Genomic DNA, 15548 nt, shown 5'->3' on the forward strand with positions numbered 1-15548 from the left:
CGAAGTGGGTTAAAAAAACCTTAATTCAGGGTATAAAAAAACCCCGCCTTAGCGGGGTTGATAATTTGTTCGATATACCTAGACTTTAAAAGCACTTCTTCCTGGATAATAGGCGATCTCATCCAATTGCTCCTCGATCCGGATCAGTTGATTGTATTTGGCCATCCTATCGCTTCTTGAGGCAGATCCGGTTTTGATCTGACCCGTGTTCAGCGCAACGGCCAGATCGGCGATGGTATTGTCTTCGGTTTCTCCACTACGGTGAGACATCACACAAGTATAACCCGCATTATGCGCCATATTCACCGCTGCAATAGTCTCTGTAAGGGTTCCGATCTGGTTCACCTTAATCAAAATAGAATTGGCAATGCCCTGCTCTATTCCTCTTCCCAATCGCTCTACATTGGTCACAAACAGATCATCACCCACCAGTTGAACCTTGTCTCCCACCAGGTCGGTCAAATGTTTCCAACCTTCCCAGTCGTTCTCGTCCATTCCATCTTCTATGGATATGATTGGATATTTTCCTGCCAATTCAGCCAAATATTCGGCTTGTTGACGGGAGTCGCGCTTCTCTCCTTTGTCACCCTCAAAAATGGTGTAATCATACACTCCATCCTTGTAGAACTCTGCCGAAGCACAATCCAAGGCAATCATAACCTGCTCACCGAGCTTATATCCAGCTTTCTCAGTAGCGAGAGCGATGGTTTCCAGGGCGTCTTCTGTCCCACCCAGGGTTGGTGCAAATCCTCCTTCGTCTCCTACGGCAGTGCTCAGACCCCGGTCGTGTAATACTTTTTTGAGATTGTGGAAGATCTCACTTCCCATCTTCAGAGCTTCAGTAAAGCTTTCGGCATTGACCGGCATGACCATGAACTCCTGGAAGGCGATCGGTGCATCACTGTGAGAACCACCATTAATAATGTTCATCATAGGAACAGGCAAGGTCTTGGCGCTAACTCCTCCTACATATCTGTAAAGAGGCATGGCCAGTTCGTTAGCAGCCGCCTTGGCTGCTGCCAAAGAGACTCCGAGGATCGCATTGGCACCCAAACTGGACTTATTAGGTGTTCCATCTAATTCGAGCATGATCTTATCGATCATTTCCTGGTCAAACACAGAGATCCCAAGTAAGGTTCCGGCTATCTTACCGTTTACATTTTCCACGGCCGTTAGCACTCCTTTACCCATATAATCGCTTCCTCCATCTCTAAGCTCCACGGCTTCGTGTTCTCCGGTAGAAGCACCTGAAGGTACAGCTGCGCGACCCAGGATTCCATTCTCGGTGATCACGTCTACTTCCACTGTTGGATTTCCTCTGGAGTCGAAGATCTGACGGGCTACAATGTCGATGATAATGCTCATAGTAATGGTGTTTTTTTGTAGGGTTGAAGATACAAAAAAGGGCCCCATTTCTGGGGCCATTTCTATCTAGTGAATTAGAAAATACGCTTATTTAACACTATAACGATTTCGCCTTCTAGCTACTTAGGCGCCAACTAGGCTGTGACTTTTCACATTGGTTAGGAACTCGTCAAACAGGTAGCGTGCGTCGTGGGGTCCGGGACTGGCTTCAGGGTGATACTGAACCGAAAACACAGGCTTACCGGCGATCCGAATTCCGGCTACGGTATGATCGTTCAAATGAACGTGAGTGATACTAACCTGCTCATGAGCTTCGGTCTCCTCCCGATTTATAGCGAATCCATGATTTTGAGAGGTGATCTCTCCCTTACCTGTTTCCAGGTTCTTCACCGGGTGGTTGATCCCTCGGTGTCCGTGGTGCATCTTATAGGTCGAAATTCCCATTGCCTGCGCCAATACCTGATGGCCTAAACAGATTCCGAATGCCGGTTTGCCGGAATCGATAACCTTTTTGGCCGTTTCGATGGACTGGGTAAGCGGTTCCGGGTCTCCAGGTCCGTTGGAAAAGAAGTATCCATCTGGCTGGAAATCCGACATCTGCTCAAAGCTCGCATCATATGGAAAAACTTTGATGTAACAGTCTCTGGAGGCCAGGTTTCGCAGAATGTTCTTTTTGATCCCAATGTCCAGGGCAGATATCTTATATGTTGCATTCTCGTCACCAAAGAAATAAGGCTCTTTGGTAGAGACTTTAGATGCCAACTCCAAGCCCTTCATATCAGGAACTTCGGCTAGTTCTTTTTTCAACTGGTCAACTTCATCCACCCGAGTAGAAATAACTGCATTCATTGCACCATTGTCCCGAATATAGCTGACCAATGCTCGTGTGTCCACATCGCTGATGGCTAGTAATTTGTTCTTATCCAGGAATCCCTCCAGGGAATCATCGGCCAGTGGTCTGGACTGGTGATAGCTGAAGTTGCGACAGATCAATCCTGCGATCTTAACGCCATTGGACTCGTTCTCCTCTTCGAAGGTCCCATAGTTCCCAATGTGCGCGTTGGTAGTCACCATGAGTTGACCGTAGTAGGAAGGATCAGTAAAGATCTCCTGATAACCGGTCATTCCGGTGTTGAAACAAACTTCTCCGAAAGCAGTGCCTTCCTTTCCGCCTACTGCTTTACCGTGAAAAATGGTCCCGTCCGCTAATAAGATCAGGGCTGGTTTTCTGGTTTGATATTTCATAGCTAAAAGAATTTTTCAAAGATACGACCTTACGGTCTTTATGTTAATATCCTAAACAAAACTTATGCACAAAAAAAGGAGTGAAAATCACTCCTTTATTCTGTTCCGAGAACGGCATCCAACATTCGTTTGACATCCAGTTCTCTTTTAAATGACAAATCGTATTTATCAACAAATTCCATCAGTTGACCCTCCTTATCGCCTACCAAGGTGACCACATCCTTCTTCCGCATTCTAAATACCTTGAAGGAGTTCTTCTTTCTGAGATAATAGGTCGACTGTTGCTCGTACTTACTCGGCCTGTTGACCATGGGGTTATCAGATCCCTCTGTAAAAGTCAAATAATGATATTTGAGCAAGGAAAAATCGGAATTCTCATAGATCACTTCAAAATAGGTAGAGCCGCGCTCTACGGGGAAGTAATATTCTTTGAATTCCCTTCCGTTAATATAAGCCCGCTCCAGGCTCTTATTATCGAATGTAAAAATGGTGTCCTCACTGACCTTAGACTCAAAGACCTTACGATACAGATTAAAGTTGATGTTTCGAATTAAAAATCGGGTGCTTTCTCCGGTGGTTACCTCTAACACACCTGTGTTGGTCCAGGATTCGAACAAATGGACAGAACCAGAAATGTTTCTGGCCGGACTGATCACCATAGAGGTACCTCCCAAGTTCTGACCTCCGGCTCCTATCGCTGATAAGTTCTGAATCACAATGGCATTATTGGCATCGATAGGGTTATCGTCCTGAGCCAAGCCCATAGACAGGCTTAATAACAAACCGACCAATAATGTTATTTTCCTCTTCATAAGCTTTCCCCGCATCTGATACTCGCTCCACATAAGCGATAATATACTAATTATTCATAAGGTTGGTCAACATCCTTCTGACATCATCCTCCTTTTTGAAAGAAAGATCATTGGTCTTGGCATATTCCTCCAACTCCCCTGATTCCTCTCTGGCAAGAGCCAGGATGGCCTTCTTTTTAAATTTAAAATCCTTGATGGAATTTCCATCCTTCACGTAATAGAATTCCTTTTTGGTGATCTTGGTACGAGACCTGTTGACCATAGGATTTGGATTGGCTTCCACTACATGGATGCTATATCCTTTGAGTAGTGAAAAATCAGGCCCTTCAAAGATCACCTCATATACTTCATTCCCTCTTTTGGATGGATTGTAGATACTTTTAAACGGCTTATCGTTTATCACTAACCGATCGTAGGTGCTGATATCAAAGATCACTACAGAGTCCTGCGAGATCTTGGACATAAAATTACCGGAGCGAACATTGTAATTCATATTCGTAAAGATGTACCGCTTATCATCTACTTCGATAACACCTCTATTTTCCCATTGATCGAACAGATAGACAGAACCTTCGGCATCTGCCCGAGAAAGGATGATATCGTCAAAATCGGTTAAACTGGCCCATCCCCTGATCTTCTGAACGTCGATATTGGTGATCAGGGATTCCGGATTTCTCAAACCATCGGCATCATCAAAGGCAGGAATACCGCCTAGGTTACCTGCAGATGGGTTGACATCCTGAAGTTGACCGAAAGATTGAATGGTGACTAATAAACCTAAAGAAAATGCAATGAGCTTCATAATATGATTGTTTTAAATTGATGAACAATTCCACACAAAATGAAGCTCACTGTAATACATCTACTACTGGTGCTGTACGTAGTTGAGTATCATTTTGAGGTCCTCTTCGTTTCCGAAGGACTTATCGTATTTCTTGGCATATTCTTTAGCGATCTCGCCTTTTACGGGACCCAATGCCTTTACGATATTACTTTTATTGAATTTGAACTCCCGAATGGACTCTTCGGTATCCATATAGTATTCGTGACGCTGAATTATCTTATCCCTTGTTCGAGCCAACATAGGATTCGGGCTGGCTTCCAGGATGTCGATGGAATATCCTTTCAGGATAGTAAAATCGTCTCCTTGATAAATTACTTCGAATACACGCTGGCGCTTTAACGGTTCGTAGTAGTAGCTTTTAAAGGTCTTACCTCCAACCTGAATTTTCTCGATGCTGGCAAAGTTGTAAGAAGAGATAGAGTCTCCCTTCTTTCTTTCGAACATCGAGCGCTGAATATTAAAATTAATATTCTCCGAATTGAAAACACCGCCATCATTCTTGGCGTAGATGCGCGCGGCATTGTCCCATCCGTCAAACAGGTATACTGATCCCTCGCGATCAAATTTCGGATTATAGAAGGAAAATCCTCCTGTTAGGGTCGATCCTGTACCTTGAGTACTGGTCGCTAGACGCTGCATACGGAAAGTATCTCCGGTTTGGTTCGCATCAACATTGGCATTTTGAGCAACAGTAAGTCCGGTAATTAATAATAGTCCGGCAATTAATGATTTCATAGAATTTTGTTTTCGGTTCAAATAAAAATACTAAGGGTAAAAAAAGGGTAAGACTCTGTCGAATCTTACCCTTTACGTTTTGTTTTAAGATCTAACGTCCAATCTTATTCTTCCTCTTTAACCGCAGTAGCTACAGGGGCTGCCGCAACAGCAGCACCACTCTTACCACCTCTTCGGCTTCTTCGGGTCGATTTCTTCTTAGCTGGTTTTCCAGCATTGTAAAGCTCGTTATAATCTACCAATTCGATCATGGCCATTTCGGCATTATCTCCAAGACGATTACCCAACTTGATAATGCGGGTATATCCTCCTGGACGATCTCCTACCTTGACAGCAACGTCGCGGAACAGTTCCGTAACAGCATCCTTTTGGCGCAGACGGCTGTAAACAACTCGACGGTTGTGAGTAGTGTCCTCTTTGGACTTGGTCACCAACGGCTCAACGAACTGTTTCAGCGCCTTGGCCTTAGCCAGGGTCGTATTGATTCTTTTGTGTTCTATCAGGGAGCAAGCCATATTGGCCAACATCGATTTACGATGCGCGGTTTTTCTCCCCAGGTGATTAAATTTCTTTCCGTGTCTCATTTTCTTATACTTTCAGGTAGTTCATCCACATCGGAAAACAACCTAATCTTTATCCAATTTATACTTAGACAGGTCCATCCCGAAGCTCAGCCCTTTTACATTGACCAGCTCTTCCAGCTCGGTCAATGACTTCTTACCAAAGTTTCTGAACTTCATCAGATCGTTCTTGTTGTAAGAAACCAGGTCTCCCAGGGTATCTACTTCGGCCGCTTTCAGACAGTTAAGCGCTCGAACGGACAGATCCAGATCGATCAATTTGGTCTTCAGCAACTGTCGCATGTGCAAGGACTCCTCATCGTAGGTCTCTGTCTGAGCAATCTCATCAGATTCCAGGGTAATGCGCTCGTCACTGAACAGCATAAAGTGATGAATAAGGGTCTTAGCACCTTCTGTCAGGGCTTTCTTAGGATGAATAGAACCATCGGTGATGATCTCAAAAACCAACTTTTCATAATCGGTCTTCTGCTCCACACGATAGTTCTCGATGCTGTACTTCACATTCTTGATCGGAGTGTAGATCGAATCCGTGAAGATGGTACCAAGAGGTGCGTTGGCTTTCTTGTTCTCCTCTGCGGGAACATATCCACGTCCTCTTTCGATAGTGATCTCCATATTCAGATTCACCTTAGAATCCATATTACAGATTACCAGTTCCGGGTTCAATACCTGGAATCCAGAAATGTACTTTTGGAAATCTCCGGCGGTCAATTGATCAGCTCCAGAAACAGAGATGGTCACGGTCTCGTTGTCGATCTCGTCGATCTGACGCTTGAACCGAACCTGCTTCAGGTTAAGAACGATCTCAGTCACATCTTCCACCACACCAGCGATCGTTGAAAACTCATGGTCGACTCCTTCGATACGAACCGAAGTGATCGCAAATCCCTCTAAAGAGGAAAGTAAAACACGTCTTAATGCGTTACCTATGGTCAGACCGTAACCAGGTTCCAAGGGACGAAACTCGAATTTCCCCTCGAAATCGGTCGAGCTGATCATGATAACTTTATCAGGCTTTTGAAAACTAAATACTGCCATAGTGTGACTCCTGTGTGTTAAGATTACTTAGAATATAATTCGACGATGTACTGCTCGTTGATGTTCTCCGGGATCTGCAGACGCTGAGGAACAGAAACGAAAGTTCCTTGTTTGTTCTCAGGATTCCAGCTGATCCACTCGTAAACATGACTGGCGTTGGCCAGTGAATTCTCGATCACTTCCATAGACTTGGACTTCTCTCGAACTCCAACTACATCTCCAGCTTTCAGCTGATAGGATGGAATGTTCACTTTGTTGCCATTCACCGTAATGTGACGGTGAGAAACCAACTGACGTGCAGCACTTCGTGACGGCGCGATCCCCATGCGGTAAACTACGTTATCCAGACGGGACTCACACAATTGAAGCAAAACCTCACCTGTAATTCCAGGAGCGGCAGTTGCCTTTTTAAATAGGTTACGGAATTGACGCTCCAGGATACCATAGGTATACTTGGCTTTTTGCTTTTCAGCCAATTGGATAGCGTATTCTGATTTCTTCCCTCGACGACGGTTATTCCCGTGCTGTCCAGGAGGGTAATTTCTCTTTTCGAAGGACTTATCGTCTCCGAAAATCGCTTCGCCAAACTTACGGGCGATCTTAGTTTTTGGACCAGTATATCTTGCCATTTACTTTGAATTTGAAGGGTAGTGCCTGATTAAGGTCATCCTCTGGCACCGCTCTCCCTTCGGTTTATACTTAATTGATTATACTCTTCTTCGTTTCGGAGGACGACATCCGTTGTGCGGCATTGGAGTTACGTCAATGATCTCGGTTACCTCTATTCCATTGTTGTGAATGGTTCTGATAGCCGATTCCCGTCCATTACCTGGACCTTTAACGTATGCCTTTACCTTGCGCAGACCTGCTGCCTGGGCCACACCAAGAGCATCCTCAGCTGCTAATTGAGCAGCATAAGGTGTGTTCTTCTTGGATCCGCGGAATCCCATTTTACCGGCAGAAGACCATGAGATCACGTCTCCGTTCTTATTGGTAAAAGAAATGATGATGTTATTGAAAGAGGCTGTAATGTGAGCTTCACCTACAGACTCCACCTGCACCTTTCTTTTCTTCGTAGTTTTTGAGCTAGACTTTGCCATATCTCTAGGTATTATTTAGTTGCTTTCTTCTTGTTAGCAACTGTTTTACGTTTTCCTTTACGTGTACGAGAGTTGTTCTTGGTTCTCTGTCCTCGTAGTGGTAATCCCACACGGTGACGAATTCCTCGGTAACACCCGATGTCCATCAAACGCTTGATGTTCAACTGGACCTCACTACGTAATTCACCTTCGATCTTGAAGGACCCTACAGCCTCACGAATTTTCCCGATCTCCTCATCGTTCCATTCGCTGACCTTTTTGTCCTCGCTAACTCCGGCTTTGTCTAACACCTGCTGGGCACGGCTTTTACCGACCCCGAAGATGTAAGTTAACGCGATTACACCCCTTTTGTGATTCGGGATATCTACACCTGCGATTCTTGCCATAACTTATCCTTGTCTTTGTTTGAACCTTGGGTTCTTTTTGTTAATTACATACAAGCGACCTTTTCTGCGTACGATCTTGCAGTCGGCGCTACGTTTCTTAATGGAAGCTCTTACTTTCATTGTTCCTTTTGTTTGATCGCGGATCGTGCCGCTTAGTATCTATATGTTATTCGAGCCTTAGTCAGATCGTAAGGACTCATTTCCAATTTTACCTTGTCTCCAGGTAATAGCTTGATATAGTGCATTCGCATCTTTCCGGAGATATGTGCGGTCACCACGTGACCATTCTCCAACTCTACTCGGAACATCGCATTGGACAGGGCCTCTACGATGGATCCATCTTGTTCGATTGCGGGTTGCTTTGCCATAATTAAGCTACTGCCTTTCGGTTTTTACCTGACTTCATCAGACCGTCATAGTGACGATTCAACAAGTAGGCGTTGATTTGTTGCATAGTATCGATGGCCACACCCACCATGATCAACAGGGAAGTACCTCCGTAGAACAGGGCCCAACCTTGCTGCATACCGATCAACTTAACGACGAAGGCCGGGAATACGGCGATCAGCGCCAGGAAGATCGATCCTGGTAGTGTGATCTGTGACATGACCCGATCCAGGAACTCTGCTGTATCGGTTCCGGGTTTGATGCCTGGTATAAATCCTCCACTGCGTTTCAGGTCGTCGGCCATTTTGTTGGTCGGAACCGTGATCGCGGTGTAGAAATATGTAAATATCAGGATCAGTACTGCGAATACGATATTGTACCACAGCCCGAAAATGTCACTGAAATTAGCTTGTACCGATTGCGCCCAGCTACTGTCAGACAGACTCGCTACGGCAGATGGAACGAACATGATCGCCTGGGCGAAGATGATCGGCATAACCCCAGAAGCATTTAGCTTGAGTGGGATGAACTGACGAGCACCAAAGATGTTCTTTTCATATCCACCACTTGCAGTTCGCCTGGCATATTGCACGGGGATCTTCCTCACCGCCATCACCAACATGATAGAGGCAAGTATGATCACAAACCAGATCACCAATTCGATCAGGATCATGATCAATCCACCGTTAGATTGCAGTACTCGGGAAGCAAATTCCTGAGCGAAGGACTGAGGCAAGGTAGCGATGATCCCCACCATAATAAGGATGGAGATACCATTCCCGATTCCTTTGTCAGTAATCTTCTCACCCAACCACATCGCGAAGATACAGCCGGTTACAAGGATGATCACAGACGAAATGTAGAACATCGGGGTCTGTCCCAGGATGAAAGCTTCAGTTGGGACACCCAAGGCTGGTAATCCAGCCAGGTAACTCGGTGCCTGAACCAAACAGATACCGATGGTCAACCATCTGGTGATCTGATTGATCTTCTTCCTTCCGCTCTCTCCTTCTTTCTGCAATTTCTGCAGGTATGGTACGGCGATCTGCATCAGCTGTACAACGATCGATGCCGAGATGTAAGGCATAATACCCAAGGCAAAGACCGATGCGTTTGCAAATGCACCACCGGTAAAAGCATTCAATAATCCACCAATCCCTCCGGCATCGAACTTACCGGCAAATTCAGCCAGTTTAGAAGCATCAATCCCAGGCAGGACCACCTGCGCACCGAAACGATAAACCAAGAGAAGACCCAAGGTTACCATGATACGGTTTCTCAGCTCTTCGATCTTGTATACGTTCTTGATAGTTTCTATAAACTTCATGCGCGCGCTATTAAATAGTTACTACTTCCCCACCAGCAGCTTCGATAGCTTTTTGGGCTGAGGCAGTAAATTTATGTGCGGTTACTTTCAATTTGGCAGAAAGTTCTCCACGCCCTAGTATCTTAACCAGGTCGTTCTTTCCAGCCAATCTAAGCTCAATCATAGTATTCAGGTCAACTGAATCCTTGATCTTCTTGTCATCGACCAATTTCTGTAGGGTATCCAGGTTTACTCCCTGGTATTCTTTTCGGTTAATGTTCTTGAAACCGAATTTAGGCACACGACGTTGCAATGGCATTTGACCACCTTCGAATCCTAACTTCTTAGAATAACCCGAACGTGACTTAGCACCTTTGTGACCTCGGGTAGCCGTACCGCCTTTACCGGACCCCTGTCCGCGACCGACGCGCTTTCCTTTGTTCTTAACCGATCCCTCGGCTGGTTTTAAGTTACTTAGATCCATTGCTCTATCTTAATTGGTCTCTACAGAAACCAGGTGATTTACTTTTTTGATCATACCGAGAATGTTTGGCGTATCCTCGTGCTCGACGGTCTGGCCGATCTTACGAAGACCAAGAGCCTCAAGCGTTCTCTTTTGGTTTTGCGGGCGATTGATCGCGCTGCGTACCTTGGTTACTTTAATTTTTGCCATCTTCTTCAGTATTTTATCCTTTGTACAATTTCTCCAGGGAGATTCCACGCTGCTTGGCCACCATTTCGGCAGAACGCAATTGCAACAAGGCATCGAAAGTTGCCTTTACTACATTGTGTGGGTTGGACGACCCTTGAGACTTAGATAATACATCGTGAACTCCTACTGCTTCCAGTACCGCACGTACAGCACCTCCGGCAATAACCCCCGTACCGGGAGCAGCTGGAAGTAATGTTACGCGGGCTCCACCGTACTTACCTTTTTGCTCGTGTGGCAAAGTGGCTTTGTTCAATGGGATACGCACCAGGTTCTTCTTGGCATCTTCGATGGCCTTGGCAATGGCACTGGCAACATCTTTCGACTTCCCTAGTCCTTGTCCAACAACACCGTTTTCGTCACCAACAACAACAATAGCAGAAAATCCGAAGGCACGACCCCCTTTGGTCACCTTGGTAACCCGTTGTACACCAACCAGGCGATCCTTTAATTCCAGACCTCCGGGTTTGACTGTTTCTACGTTTTTATAATCCTGATACATACTTACTAGAATTTAAGTCCGCCTTCACGCGCACCTTCTGCTAATGATTTTACTCTTCCGTGATACAGATAACCTCCACGGTCAAATGCAACACTGTCTACACCGGCTTTGATCGCCTTTTCAGCAATGGACTTACCAACCAATTTGGCCGCTTCAGTCTTATTTACTTTAGACGCGTCGATGTCCTTATCTCTCGAAGAAGCAGCGGTAATGGTCACACCACGTACGTCGTCGATCAGTTGCGCATAGATTTCCTTGTTCGATCGGAACACAGCCAAACGAGGACGTTCGGCAGAACCGGCAACGGTTTTACGGATCCGGTAGTGGATGCGCTGTCTTCTCTGTTCTTTAGATAATGCCATAACTTACTGACTTAAGCAGTTTTACCTGCTTTTCTTCTAATTTGTTCTCCTACAAACTTGATTCCTTTTCCTTTGTAAGGCTCTGGCTTACGGAAGCTACGGATCTTGGCAGCAACTTGACCTACCAATTGCTTGTCGTGAGAAGTTAGTTTAACAATAGGGTTTTTACCTTTTTCACTGACGGTCTCTACTTTCACCTCTGGGGCGATATCCAACACAATGTTGTGAGAGAAACCGACGGCCAGATCCAATTTCTGTCCTTGGTTAGAGGCACGATAACCTACCCCAACCAATTCCAGTTCCTTGGTCCAACCTTTGGACACACCTTCGATCATGTTGCTGATCAATGCACGGTACAATCCGTGCTTGGCGCGGTGGTCCTTGGCATCAGAAGGACGCTCAACGATTACGTTGCCTTCCTCTACTTTTACGCTAACCGCATCAAACTGCTGCGTTAACTCGCCTTGCTTTCCTTTTACGGTGATCACGTTGTCGTTGATCTCAACAGTAACCCCCTCTGGAATCGCTACTGGGCTTTTACCTATTCTGGACATTGCTCGTCTTAATTATATTAGTAAACGTAACACAATACTTCTCCACCAACCTTTTGAGCTGTGGCCTGCTTACCGGTCATTACACCGGCCGAAGTGGACACGATGGCAATTCCCAGTCCGTTCAGGACACGAGGCATCTCGTTGGAGGCAGAGTATTTACGTAAACCAGGTTTACTTACTCTTTGAATTCTACGAATAACCGGTTCTTTGGTCATTCGGTCGTACTTCAATGCGATTTTGATAGTCCCTTGAGGTCCATCTTCATCATTGAATTTATAACTCAGGACATACCCTTGATCAAATAGGATCTTGGTAATCTCCTTTTTCAGGTTTGAGGCAGGGATCTCCACTACACGGTGTCCCGCCTGTGCTGCATTTCGGATTCTGGTTAGAAAATCTGCAATTGGATCAGTAGTCATCTTCTCTTCTCTTTAATTTATTACCAGCTTGCCTTTCTAACTCCAGGAATTAAGCCTTGGTTGGCCATCTCGCGGAAGGTAACTCGGGAAATTCCGAATTGACGCATATACCCCTTTGGACGTCCTGTCAGCTTACATCTGTTGTGCATACGCACAGGAGATGCATTCTTAGGAAGTTTTTGCAGGGCTTCATAATCGCCGGCCTCTTTTAGTGCCTTACGCTTTTCAGCGTATTTGGCGACCATTTTTGCGCGCTTTACCTCGCGGGCTTTCATTGATTCTTTAGCCATCTTAATTCTTTTTAAAAGGTAATCCTAGTTCTGTTAACAATGATTTCGCCTCCTTGTCCGTGTTGGCTGTGGTGACGAAAGTGATATTCATTCCTTCGATCTTCTTGATCTTGTCAATGTTGATCTCTGGGAAAATGATCTGCTCGGTCACTCCCAATGAGTAGTTTCCACGTCCGTCAAAACCAGTGGCCTTGATCCCGTTGAAATCACGTACTCGAGGTAGTGCGATGGTGATCAATCGATCCAGGAATTCATACATGCGTTCTCCGCGCAGGGTAACTTTAGCTCCGATAGGCATTCCCTTACGTAGCTTAAAGTTGGCGACATCCTTGGTAGAAACCGTTGGAATGGCTTTTTGCCCGGTGATGTTGGTCAATTCCTCAACAGAATAATCGATCAGTTTCTTATCAGCGACAGCGTTACCAACTCCACGTGATACGATGATACGCTCCAATTTAGGAACCTGCATCACGTTGTTGTAGCCGTACTCGTCGGTCAGGGCGTTGATTACCCTATCCTTGTATTCGTCCTTAAGTCTTGGTGTATATCCCATAACTACAATACTTGATTCGATTTCTTAGCAAATCGTACTTTCTTCTCTCCTTCCATGCGGTAACCCACACGGGTAGCCTCACCGGATTGAGGATCTTTCAAAGCCAGATTCGAAACGTGAATCGGAGCTTCTTTTTCGCTGATCCCTCCCTGAGGATTGGCTGCACTTGGCTTCTGGTGTTTCTTCACCAGGTTGACACCCTCTACGATGGCTTTGTTCTCCTCGCGGAAAACACGCATCACACGACCTTCGGAACCTTTGTGGTCTCCTGCAGTCACGATAACGGTATCGCCAGATTTGATTTTAAGCTTTGCCATTTTAATTATCAATTAAAGCACCTCGGGCGCCAGTGAAACAATCTTCATGAATTGCTTGTCTCGCAATTCGCGGGCAACCGGTCCGAAAACACGGGTTCCTCGCATCTCACCCTGAGGGTTCAACAGTACACAGGCGTTGTCGTCAAAGCGGATATAAGATCCGTCAGGTCGACGTACTTCCTTCACCGTGCGAACAACAACGGCGGTAGAAACAGTACCTTTCTTAACTGTCCCGTTTGGTGTGGCTTCTTTCACGGTAACAACAATTTTGTCTCCGATTGAAGCATAGCGTTTTTTAGTTCCTCCCAACACACGGATGGTCAATACTTCCTTGGCCCCGGTGTTGTCTGCTACTCTCAGTCTAGATTCCTGCTGTACCATGATTACTTAGCTCTTTCTATGATTTCTACTAATCTCCAACACTTGGTCTTACTCATAGGTCGTGTTTCCATGATCTTTACAGTATCCCCTTCGTTGCAGTCGTTCTTTTCGTCGTGCGCTACGTATTTCTTCGTTTTCAAAACGAACTTACCGTACATCGGGTGCTTTACTTTCTTCACCTCGCTAACAACGATAGATTTCTCCATCTTGTTGCTGGTTACCACCCCGATACGCTCTTTTCTTAGATTTCTTTTTTCCATCTTTCGGCTACGTACAATTATTGCACTTCTCTTTTAGTTAGTTCGGTCGCAATTCTCGCCATGGCTCTGCGTTGAGCCCGCAGCTGAATTGGATTCTCCAATGGAGAAATGGCGTGCGCTATCTTCAGGTCGGTATACGACTTATTCAATTCGTTCAAACGCTCCTGCAGATCTGCAGTAGTCGCTTCTTTTATTTCGGATTGTTTCATCATCTTATCCTTTGAAAATTAAGCTTGATAATCGTTTGAAACGATGAATTTGGTCTTTACCGGAAGTTTCTGGGCCGCCAGTCGAAGGGCCTCTTTGGCTACATCTTGTGGCACTCCAGAAATCTCAAACAATACCCGACCAGGCTTTACAACAGCTGCCCAGTATTCTACGGCACCTTTACCTTTACCCATACGTACTTCCAATGGTTTCTTGGTGATGGGTTTGTCCGGGAAGATCATGATCCACAGGGATCCTTCTCTTTTCATATATCGGGTAGCTGCAATACGAGCAGCCTCGATCTGACGTGAAGTCAGAAAGTTCGAGTCTAATGACTTGATACCAAAGGTTCCGTAGGCCAGTTGGTTACCGCGACCGGCATTACCTTTCATTCGGCCTTTTTGCTGCTTTCGGAACTTCGTTCTTTTTGGTTGTAACATCTTCTGTTTACTTTAAAAGATTACTTTCTGTTACGACGTGGGCCTTTACCAGCACCGCGACCACCAGAAGTTCGTTTTCCACCTTTTTTATTAGCCAGACCTACCAAAGGAGAAAGCTCACGCTTACCGTAAACCTCACCTTTCATGATCCACACTTTTACACCCAGGCGACCATAGGTCGTGTGAGCTTCTACCAAAGCGTAGTCGATGTCCGCCCGGAAAGTAGACAATGGAATTCGTCCATCTTTATAGGCTTCGGTCCGTGCCATTTCAGCACCATTCAAACGTCCGGAGATCTGAATTTTGATTCCTTCAGCGTTCATACGCATTGCAGCCGCGATAGCCATCTTAATCGCACGACGATACGAGATTCGATTCTCGATCTGACGGGCGATGCTGGCAGCTACCAGGTGCGCATCAAGCTCAGGGCGCTTGATCTCATGGATGTTGATCTGTACTTCCTTCCCGGTGATCTTCTTCAGCTCTTCTTTCAGCTTGTCTACCTCCTGTCCGGCTTTCCCGATAATGATACCTGGACGCGCAGTGGTGATAGTAACGGTTACAAGCTTAAGCGTACGCTCAATGATCACACGAGACACACTAGCTTTACTCAGACGAGCGTGAATGTACTTTCGGACTTTATCGTCCTCGGCCAGTTTATCACCGTAGTCGTTGCCTCCGTACCAGTTGGATTCCCATCCTCTGATGATCCCAAGGCGATTTCCTATTGGATTTGTCTTCTGTCCCATTTACAA

Annotated in this window: 27 protein-coding genes; all 27 read right to left on the minus strand. The window is 45.7% G+C overall.

Features of this window, described 5'->3' with window-relative positions; all coding sequences use genetic code 11:
- Positions 1 to 78: 78 nt before the first annotated feature.
- Positions 79 to 1365, minus strand: a complete 1287-nt coding sequence (gene eno / locus BST85_RS08450) for a phosphopyruvate hydratase (protein ID WP_104813963.1) — start codon at positions 1363 to 1365, stop codon at positions 79 to 81.
- A 123-nt stretch (positions 1366 to 1488) separates the two neighbouring features.
- Positions 1489 to 2610 carry a glutamine-hydrolyzing carbamoyl-phosphate synthase small subunit gene (gene carA / locus BST85_RS08455; protein WP_104812843.1) on the minus strand — a complete coding sequence of 374 codons (1122 nt, stop codon included), beginning with the start codon at positions 2608 to 2610 and terminating at the stop codon, positions 1489 to 1491.
- Positions 2611 to 2705: 95 nt separating this feature from the next.
- Positions 2706 to 3422, minus strand: coding sequence for a hypothetical protein (locus tag BST85_RS08460; RefSeq protein WP_146090688.1), 717 nt, complete (start codon positions 3420 to 3422; stop codon positions 2706 to 2708).
- Between the two features lie 46 nt (positions 3423 to 3468).
- Positions 3469 to 4224: a hypothetical protein gene (locus BST85_RS08465; RefSeq protein WP_104812845.1), complete on the minus strand. Its 756-nt coding sequence runs from the start codon at positions 4222 to 4224 to the stop codon at positions 3469 to 3471.
- Between the two features lie 63 nt (positions 4225 to 4287).
- Complete coding sequence (locus BST85_RS08470) at positions 4288 to 5001, minus strand: hypothetical protein (RefSeq protein ID WP_104812846.1); 714 nt, start codon at positions 4999 to 5001, stop codon at positions 4288 to 4290.
- Between the two features lie 104 nt (positions 5002 to 5105).
- On the minus strand, positions 5106 to 5585 hold the full coding sequence (rplQ, locus tag BST85_RS08475; protein WP_104812847.1) for a 50S ribosomal protein L17: 480 nt from the start codon (positions 5583 to 5585) through the stop codon (positions 5106 to 5108).
- Between the two features lie 42 nt (positions 5586 to 5627).
- Complete coding sequence (locus tag BST85_RS08480) at positions 5628 to 6620, minus strand: DNA-directed RNA polymerase subunit alpha (RefSeq protein WP_104812848.1); 993 nt, start codon at positions 6618 to 6620, stop codon at positions 5628 to 5630.
- A 23-nt stretch (positions 6621 to 6643) separates the two neighbouring features.
- Positions 6644 to 7249: a 30S ribosomal protein S4 gene (gene rpsD, locus BST85_RS08485; protein ID WP_104812849.1), complete on the minus strand. Its 606-nt coding sequence runs from the start codon at positions 7247 to 7249 to the stop codon at positions 6644 to 6646.
- 78 nt (positions 7250 to 7327) lie between these two features.
- Entirely contained in the window at positions 7328 to 7720 is a 393-nt protein-coding gene (gene rpsK / locus BST85_RS08490) for a 30S ribosomal protein S11 (RefSeq protein WP_104812850.1), read from the minus strand.
- Positions 7721 to 7731: 11 nt separating this feature from the next.
- Positions 7732 to 8106 carry a 30S ribosomal protein S13 gene (rpsM, locus tag BST85_RS08495; RefSeq protein WP_104812851.1) on the minus strand — a complete coding sequence of 125 codons (375 nt, stop codon included), beginning with the start codon at positions 8104 to 8106 and terminating at the stop codon, positions 7732 to 7734.
- 3 nt (positions 8107 to 8109) lie between these two features.
- Positions 8110 to 8226, minus strand: a complete 117-nt coding sequence (gene ykgO / locus BST85_RS08500; RefSeq protein ID WP_010519235.1) for a type B 50S ribosomal protein L36 — start codon at positions 8224 to 8226, stop codon at positions 8110 to 8112.
- Positions 8227 to 8258: 32 nt separating this feature from the next.
- Positions 8259 to 8474, minus strand: coding sequence for a translation initiation factor IF-1 (infA, locus tag BST85_RS08505; RefSeq protein ID WP_104812852.1), 216 nt, complete (start codon positions 8472 to 8474; stop codon positions 8259 to 8261).
- A 2-nt stretch (positions 8475 to 8476) separates the two neighbouring features.
- Entirely contained in the window at positions 8477 to 9820 is a 1344-nt protein-coding gene (secY, locus tag BST85_RS08510; RefSeq protein WP_104812853.1) for a preprotein translocase subunit SecY, read from the minus strand.
- Between the two features lie 10 nt (positions 9821 to 9830).
- Positions 9831 to 10283, minus strand: coding sequence for a 50S ribosomal protein L15 (gene rplO / locus BST85_RS08515; protein WP_104812854.1), 453 nt, complete (start codon positions 10281 to 10283; stop codon positions 9831 to 9833).
- A 9-nt stretch (positions 10284 to 10292) separates the two neighbouring features.
- Positions 10293 to 10472: a 50S ribosomal protein L30 gene (gene rpmD / locus BST85_RS08520; RefSeq protein WP_219842117.1), complete on the minus strand. Its 180-nt coding sequence runs from the start codon at positions 10470 to 10472 to the stop codon at positions 10293 to 10295.
- Positions 10473 to 10485: 13 nt separating this feature from the next.
- Positions 10486 to 11010 carry a 30S ribosomal protein S5 gene (rpsE, locus tag BST85_RS08525; protein ID WP_104812856.1) on the minus strand — a complete coding sequence of 175 codons (525 nt, stop codon included), beginning with the start codon at positions 11008 to 11010 and terminating at the stop codon, positions 10486 to 10488.
- A 5-nt stretch (positions 11011 to 11015) separates the two neighbouring features.
- Positions 11016 to 11372 carry a 50S ribosomal protein L18 gene (gene rplR / locus BST85_RS08530; protein WP_104812857.1) on the minus strand — a complete coding sequence of 119 codons (357 nt, stop codon included), beginning with the start codon at positions 11370 to 11372 and terminating at the stop codon, positions 11016 to 11018.
- Positions 11373 to 11383: 11 nt separating this feature from the next.
- On the minus strand, positions 11384 to 11926 hold the full coding sequence (gene rplF, locus BST85_RS08535; RefSeq protein WP_104812858.1) for a 50S ribosomal protein L6: 543 nt from the start codon (positions 11924 to 11926) through the stop codon (positions 11384 to 11386).
- A gap of 17 nt (positions 11927 to 11943) precedes the next feature.
- Entirely contained in the window at positions 11944 to 12345 is a 402-nt protein-coding gene (gene rpsH, locus BST85_RS08540; protein ID WP_104812859.1) for a 30S ribosomal protein S8, read from the minus strand.
- A 20-nt stretch (positions 12346 to 12365) separates the two neighbouring features.
- Positions 12366 to 12635, minus strand: coding sequence for a 30S ribosomal protein S14 (rpsN, locus tag BST85_RS08545; RefSeq protein WP_104812860.1), 270 nt, complete (start codon positions 12633 to 12635; stop codon positions 12366 to 12368).
- 1 nt (position 12636) lies between these two features.
- Positions 12637 to 13188, minus strand: a complete 552-nt coding sequence (rplE, locus tag BST85_RS08550; protein WP_104812861.1) for a 50S ribosomal protein L5 — start codon at positions 13186 to 13188, stop codon at positions 12637 to 12639.
- 2 nt (positions 13189 to 13190) lie between these two features.
- Entirely contained in the window at positions 13191 to 13505 is a 315-nt protein-coding gene (gene rplX / locus BST85_RS08555; protein WP_104812862.1) for a 50S ribosomal protein L24, read from the minus strand.
- Between the two features lie 12 nt (positions 13506 to 13517).
- Positions 13518 to 13886, minus strand: coding sequence for a 50S ribosomal protein L14 (rplN, locus tag BST85_RS08560; RefSeq protein WP_104812863.1), 369 nt, complete (start codon positions 13884 to 13886; stop codon positions 13518 to 13520).
- A gap of 2 nt (positions 13887 to 13888) precedes the next feature.
- Complete coding sequence (gene rpsQ, locus BST85_RS08565) at positions 13889 to 14146, minus strand: 30S ribosomal protein S17 (RefSeq protein WP_104812864.1); 258 nt, start codon at positions 14144 to 14146, stop codon at positions 13889 to 13891.
- A 17-nt stretch (positions 14147 to 14163) separates the two neighbouring features.
- On the minus strand, positions 14164 to 14355 hold the full coding sequence (gene rpmC, locus BST85_RS08570) for a 50S ribosomal protein L29 (protein ID WP_104813964.1): 192 nt from the start codon (positions 14353 to 14355) through the stop codon (positions 14164 to 14166).
- 18 nt (positions 14356 to 14373) lie between these two features.
- Complete coding sequence (gene rplP / locus BST85_RS08575) at positions 14374 to 14793, minus strand: 50S ribosomal protein L16 (protein WP_104812865.1); 420 nt, start codon at positions 14791 to 14793, stop codon at positions 14374 to 14376.
- A gap of 20 nt (positions 14794 to 14813) precedes the next feature.
- A complete protein-coding gene (gene rpsC, locus BST85_RS08580; RefSeq protein WP_104812866.1) occupies positions 14814 to 15542 on the minus strand; it encodes a 30S ribosomal protein S3 in 729 nt (242 codons plus the stop codon).
- Positions 15543 to 15548 lie beyond the last annotated feature (6 nt).

The sequence above is a fragment of the Aureitalea marina genome, assembly GCF_002943755.1.
GTDB classification, from domain to species: Bacteria; Bacteroidota; Bacteroidia; order Flavobacteriales; family Flavobacteriaceae; genus Aureitalea; species Aureitalea marina.

Coding starts and splice junctions, on each gene's coding strand:
- eno (WP_104813963.1), bottom strand. CDS start 1,365: ATGAGCATTATCATCGACATTGTAGCCCGTCAGATCTTCGACTCCAGA.
- carA (WP_104812843.1), bottom strand. CDS start 2,610: ATGAAATATCAAACCAGAAAACCAGCCCTGATCTTATTAGCGGACGGG.
- BST85_RS08460 (WP_146090688.1), bottom strand. CDS start 3,422: ATGAAGAGGAAAATAACATTATTGGTCGGTTTGTTATTAAGCCTGTCT.
- BST85_RS08465 (WP_104812845.1), bottom strand. CDS start 4,224: ATGAAGCTCATTGCATTTTCTTTAGGTTTATTAGTCACCATTCAATCT.
- BST85_RS08470 (WP_104812846.1), bottom strand. CDS start 5,001: ATGAAATCATTAATTGCCGGACTATTATTAATTACCGGACTTACTGTT.
- rplQ (WP_104812847.1), bottom strand. CDS start 5,585: ATGAGACACGGAAAGAAATTTAATCACCTGGGGAGAAAAACCGCGCAT.
- BST85_RS08480 (WP_104812848.1), bottom strand. CDS start 6,620: ATGGCAGTATTTAGTTTTCAAAAGCCTGATAAAGTTATCATGATCAGC.
- rpsD (WP_104812849.1), bottom strand. CDS start 7,249: ATGGCAAGATATACTGGTCCAAAAACTAAGATCGCCCGTAAGTTTGGC.
- rpsK (WP_104812850.1), bottom strand. CDS start 7,720: ATGGCAAAGTCTAGCTCAAAAACTACGAAGAAAAGAAAGGTGCAGGTG.
- rpsM (WP_104812851.1), bottom strand. CDS start 8,106: ATGGCAAGAATCGCAGGTGTAGATATCCCGAATCACAAAAGGGGTGTA.
- ykgO (WP_010519235.1), bottom strand. CDS start 8,226: ATGAAAGTAAGAGCTTCCATTAAGAAACGTAGCGCCGACTGCAAGATC.
- infA (WP_104812852.1), bottom strand. CDS start 8,474: ATGGCAAAGCAACCCGCAATCGAACAAGATGGATCCATCGTAGAGGCC.
- secY (WP_104812853.1), bottom strand. CDS start 9,820: ATGAAGTTTATAGAAACTATCAAGAACGTATACAAGATCGAAGAGCTG.
- rplO (WP_104812854.1), bottom strand. CDS start 10,283: ATGGATCTAAGTAACTTAAAACCAGCCGAGGGATCGGTTAAGAACAAA.
- rpmD (WP_219842117.1), bottom strand. CDS start 10,472: ATGGCAAAAATTAAAGTAACCAAGGTACGCAGCGCGATCAATCGCCCG.
- rpsE (WP_104812856.1), bottom strand. CDS start 11,010: ATGTATCAGGATTATAAAAACGTAGAAACAGTCAAACCCGGAGGTCTG.
- rplR (WP_104812857.1), bottom strand. CDS start 11,372: ATGGCATTATCTAAAGAACAGAGAAGACAGCGCATCCACTACCGGATC.
- rplF (WP_104812858.1), bottom strand. CDS start 11,926: ATGTCCAGAATAGGTAAAAGCCCAGTAGCGATTCCAGAGGGGGTTACT.
- rpsH (WP_104812859.1), bottom strand. CDS start 12,345: ATGACTACTGATCCAATTGCAGATTTTCTAACCAGAATCCGAAATGCA.
- rpsN (WP_104812860.1), bottom strand. CDS start 12,635: ATGGCTAAAGAATCAATGAAAGCCCGCGAGGTAAAGCGCGCAAAAATG.
- rplE (WP_104812861.1), bottom strand. CDS start 13,188: ATGGGATATACACCAAGACTTAAGGACGAATACAAGGATAGGGTAATC.
- rplX (WP_104812862.1), bottom strand. CDS start 13,505: ATGGCAAAGCTTAAAATCAAATCTGGCGATACCGTTATCGTGACTGCA.
- rplN (WP_104812863.1), bottom strand. CDS start 13,886: ATGGTACAGCAGGAATCTAGACTGAGAGTAGCAGACAACACCGGGGCC.
- rpsQ (WP_104812864.1), bottom strand. CDS start 14,146: ATGGAAAAAAGAAATCTAAGAAAAGAGCGTATCGGGGTGGTAACCAGC.
- rpmC (WP_104813964.1), bottom strand. CDS start 14,355: ATGAAACAATCCGAAATAAAAGAAGCGACTACTGCAGATCTGCAGGAG.
- rplP (WP_104812865.1), bottom strand. CDS start 14,793: ATGTTACAACCAAAAAGAACGAAGTTCCGAAAGCAGCAAAAAGGCCGA.
- rpsC (WP_104812866.1), bottom strand. CDS start 15,542: ATGGGACAGAAGACAAATCCAATAGGAAATCGCCTTGGGATCATCAGA.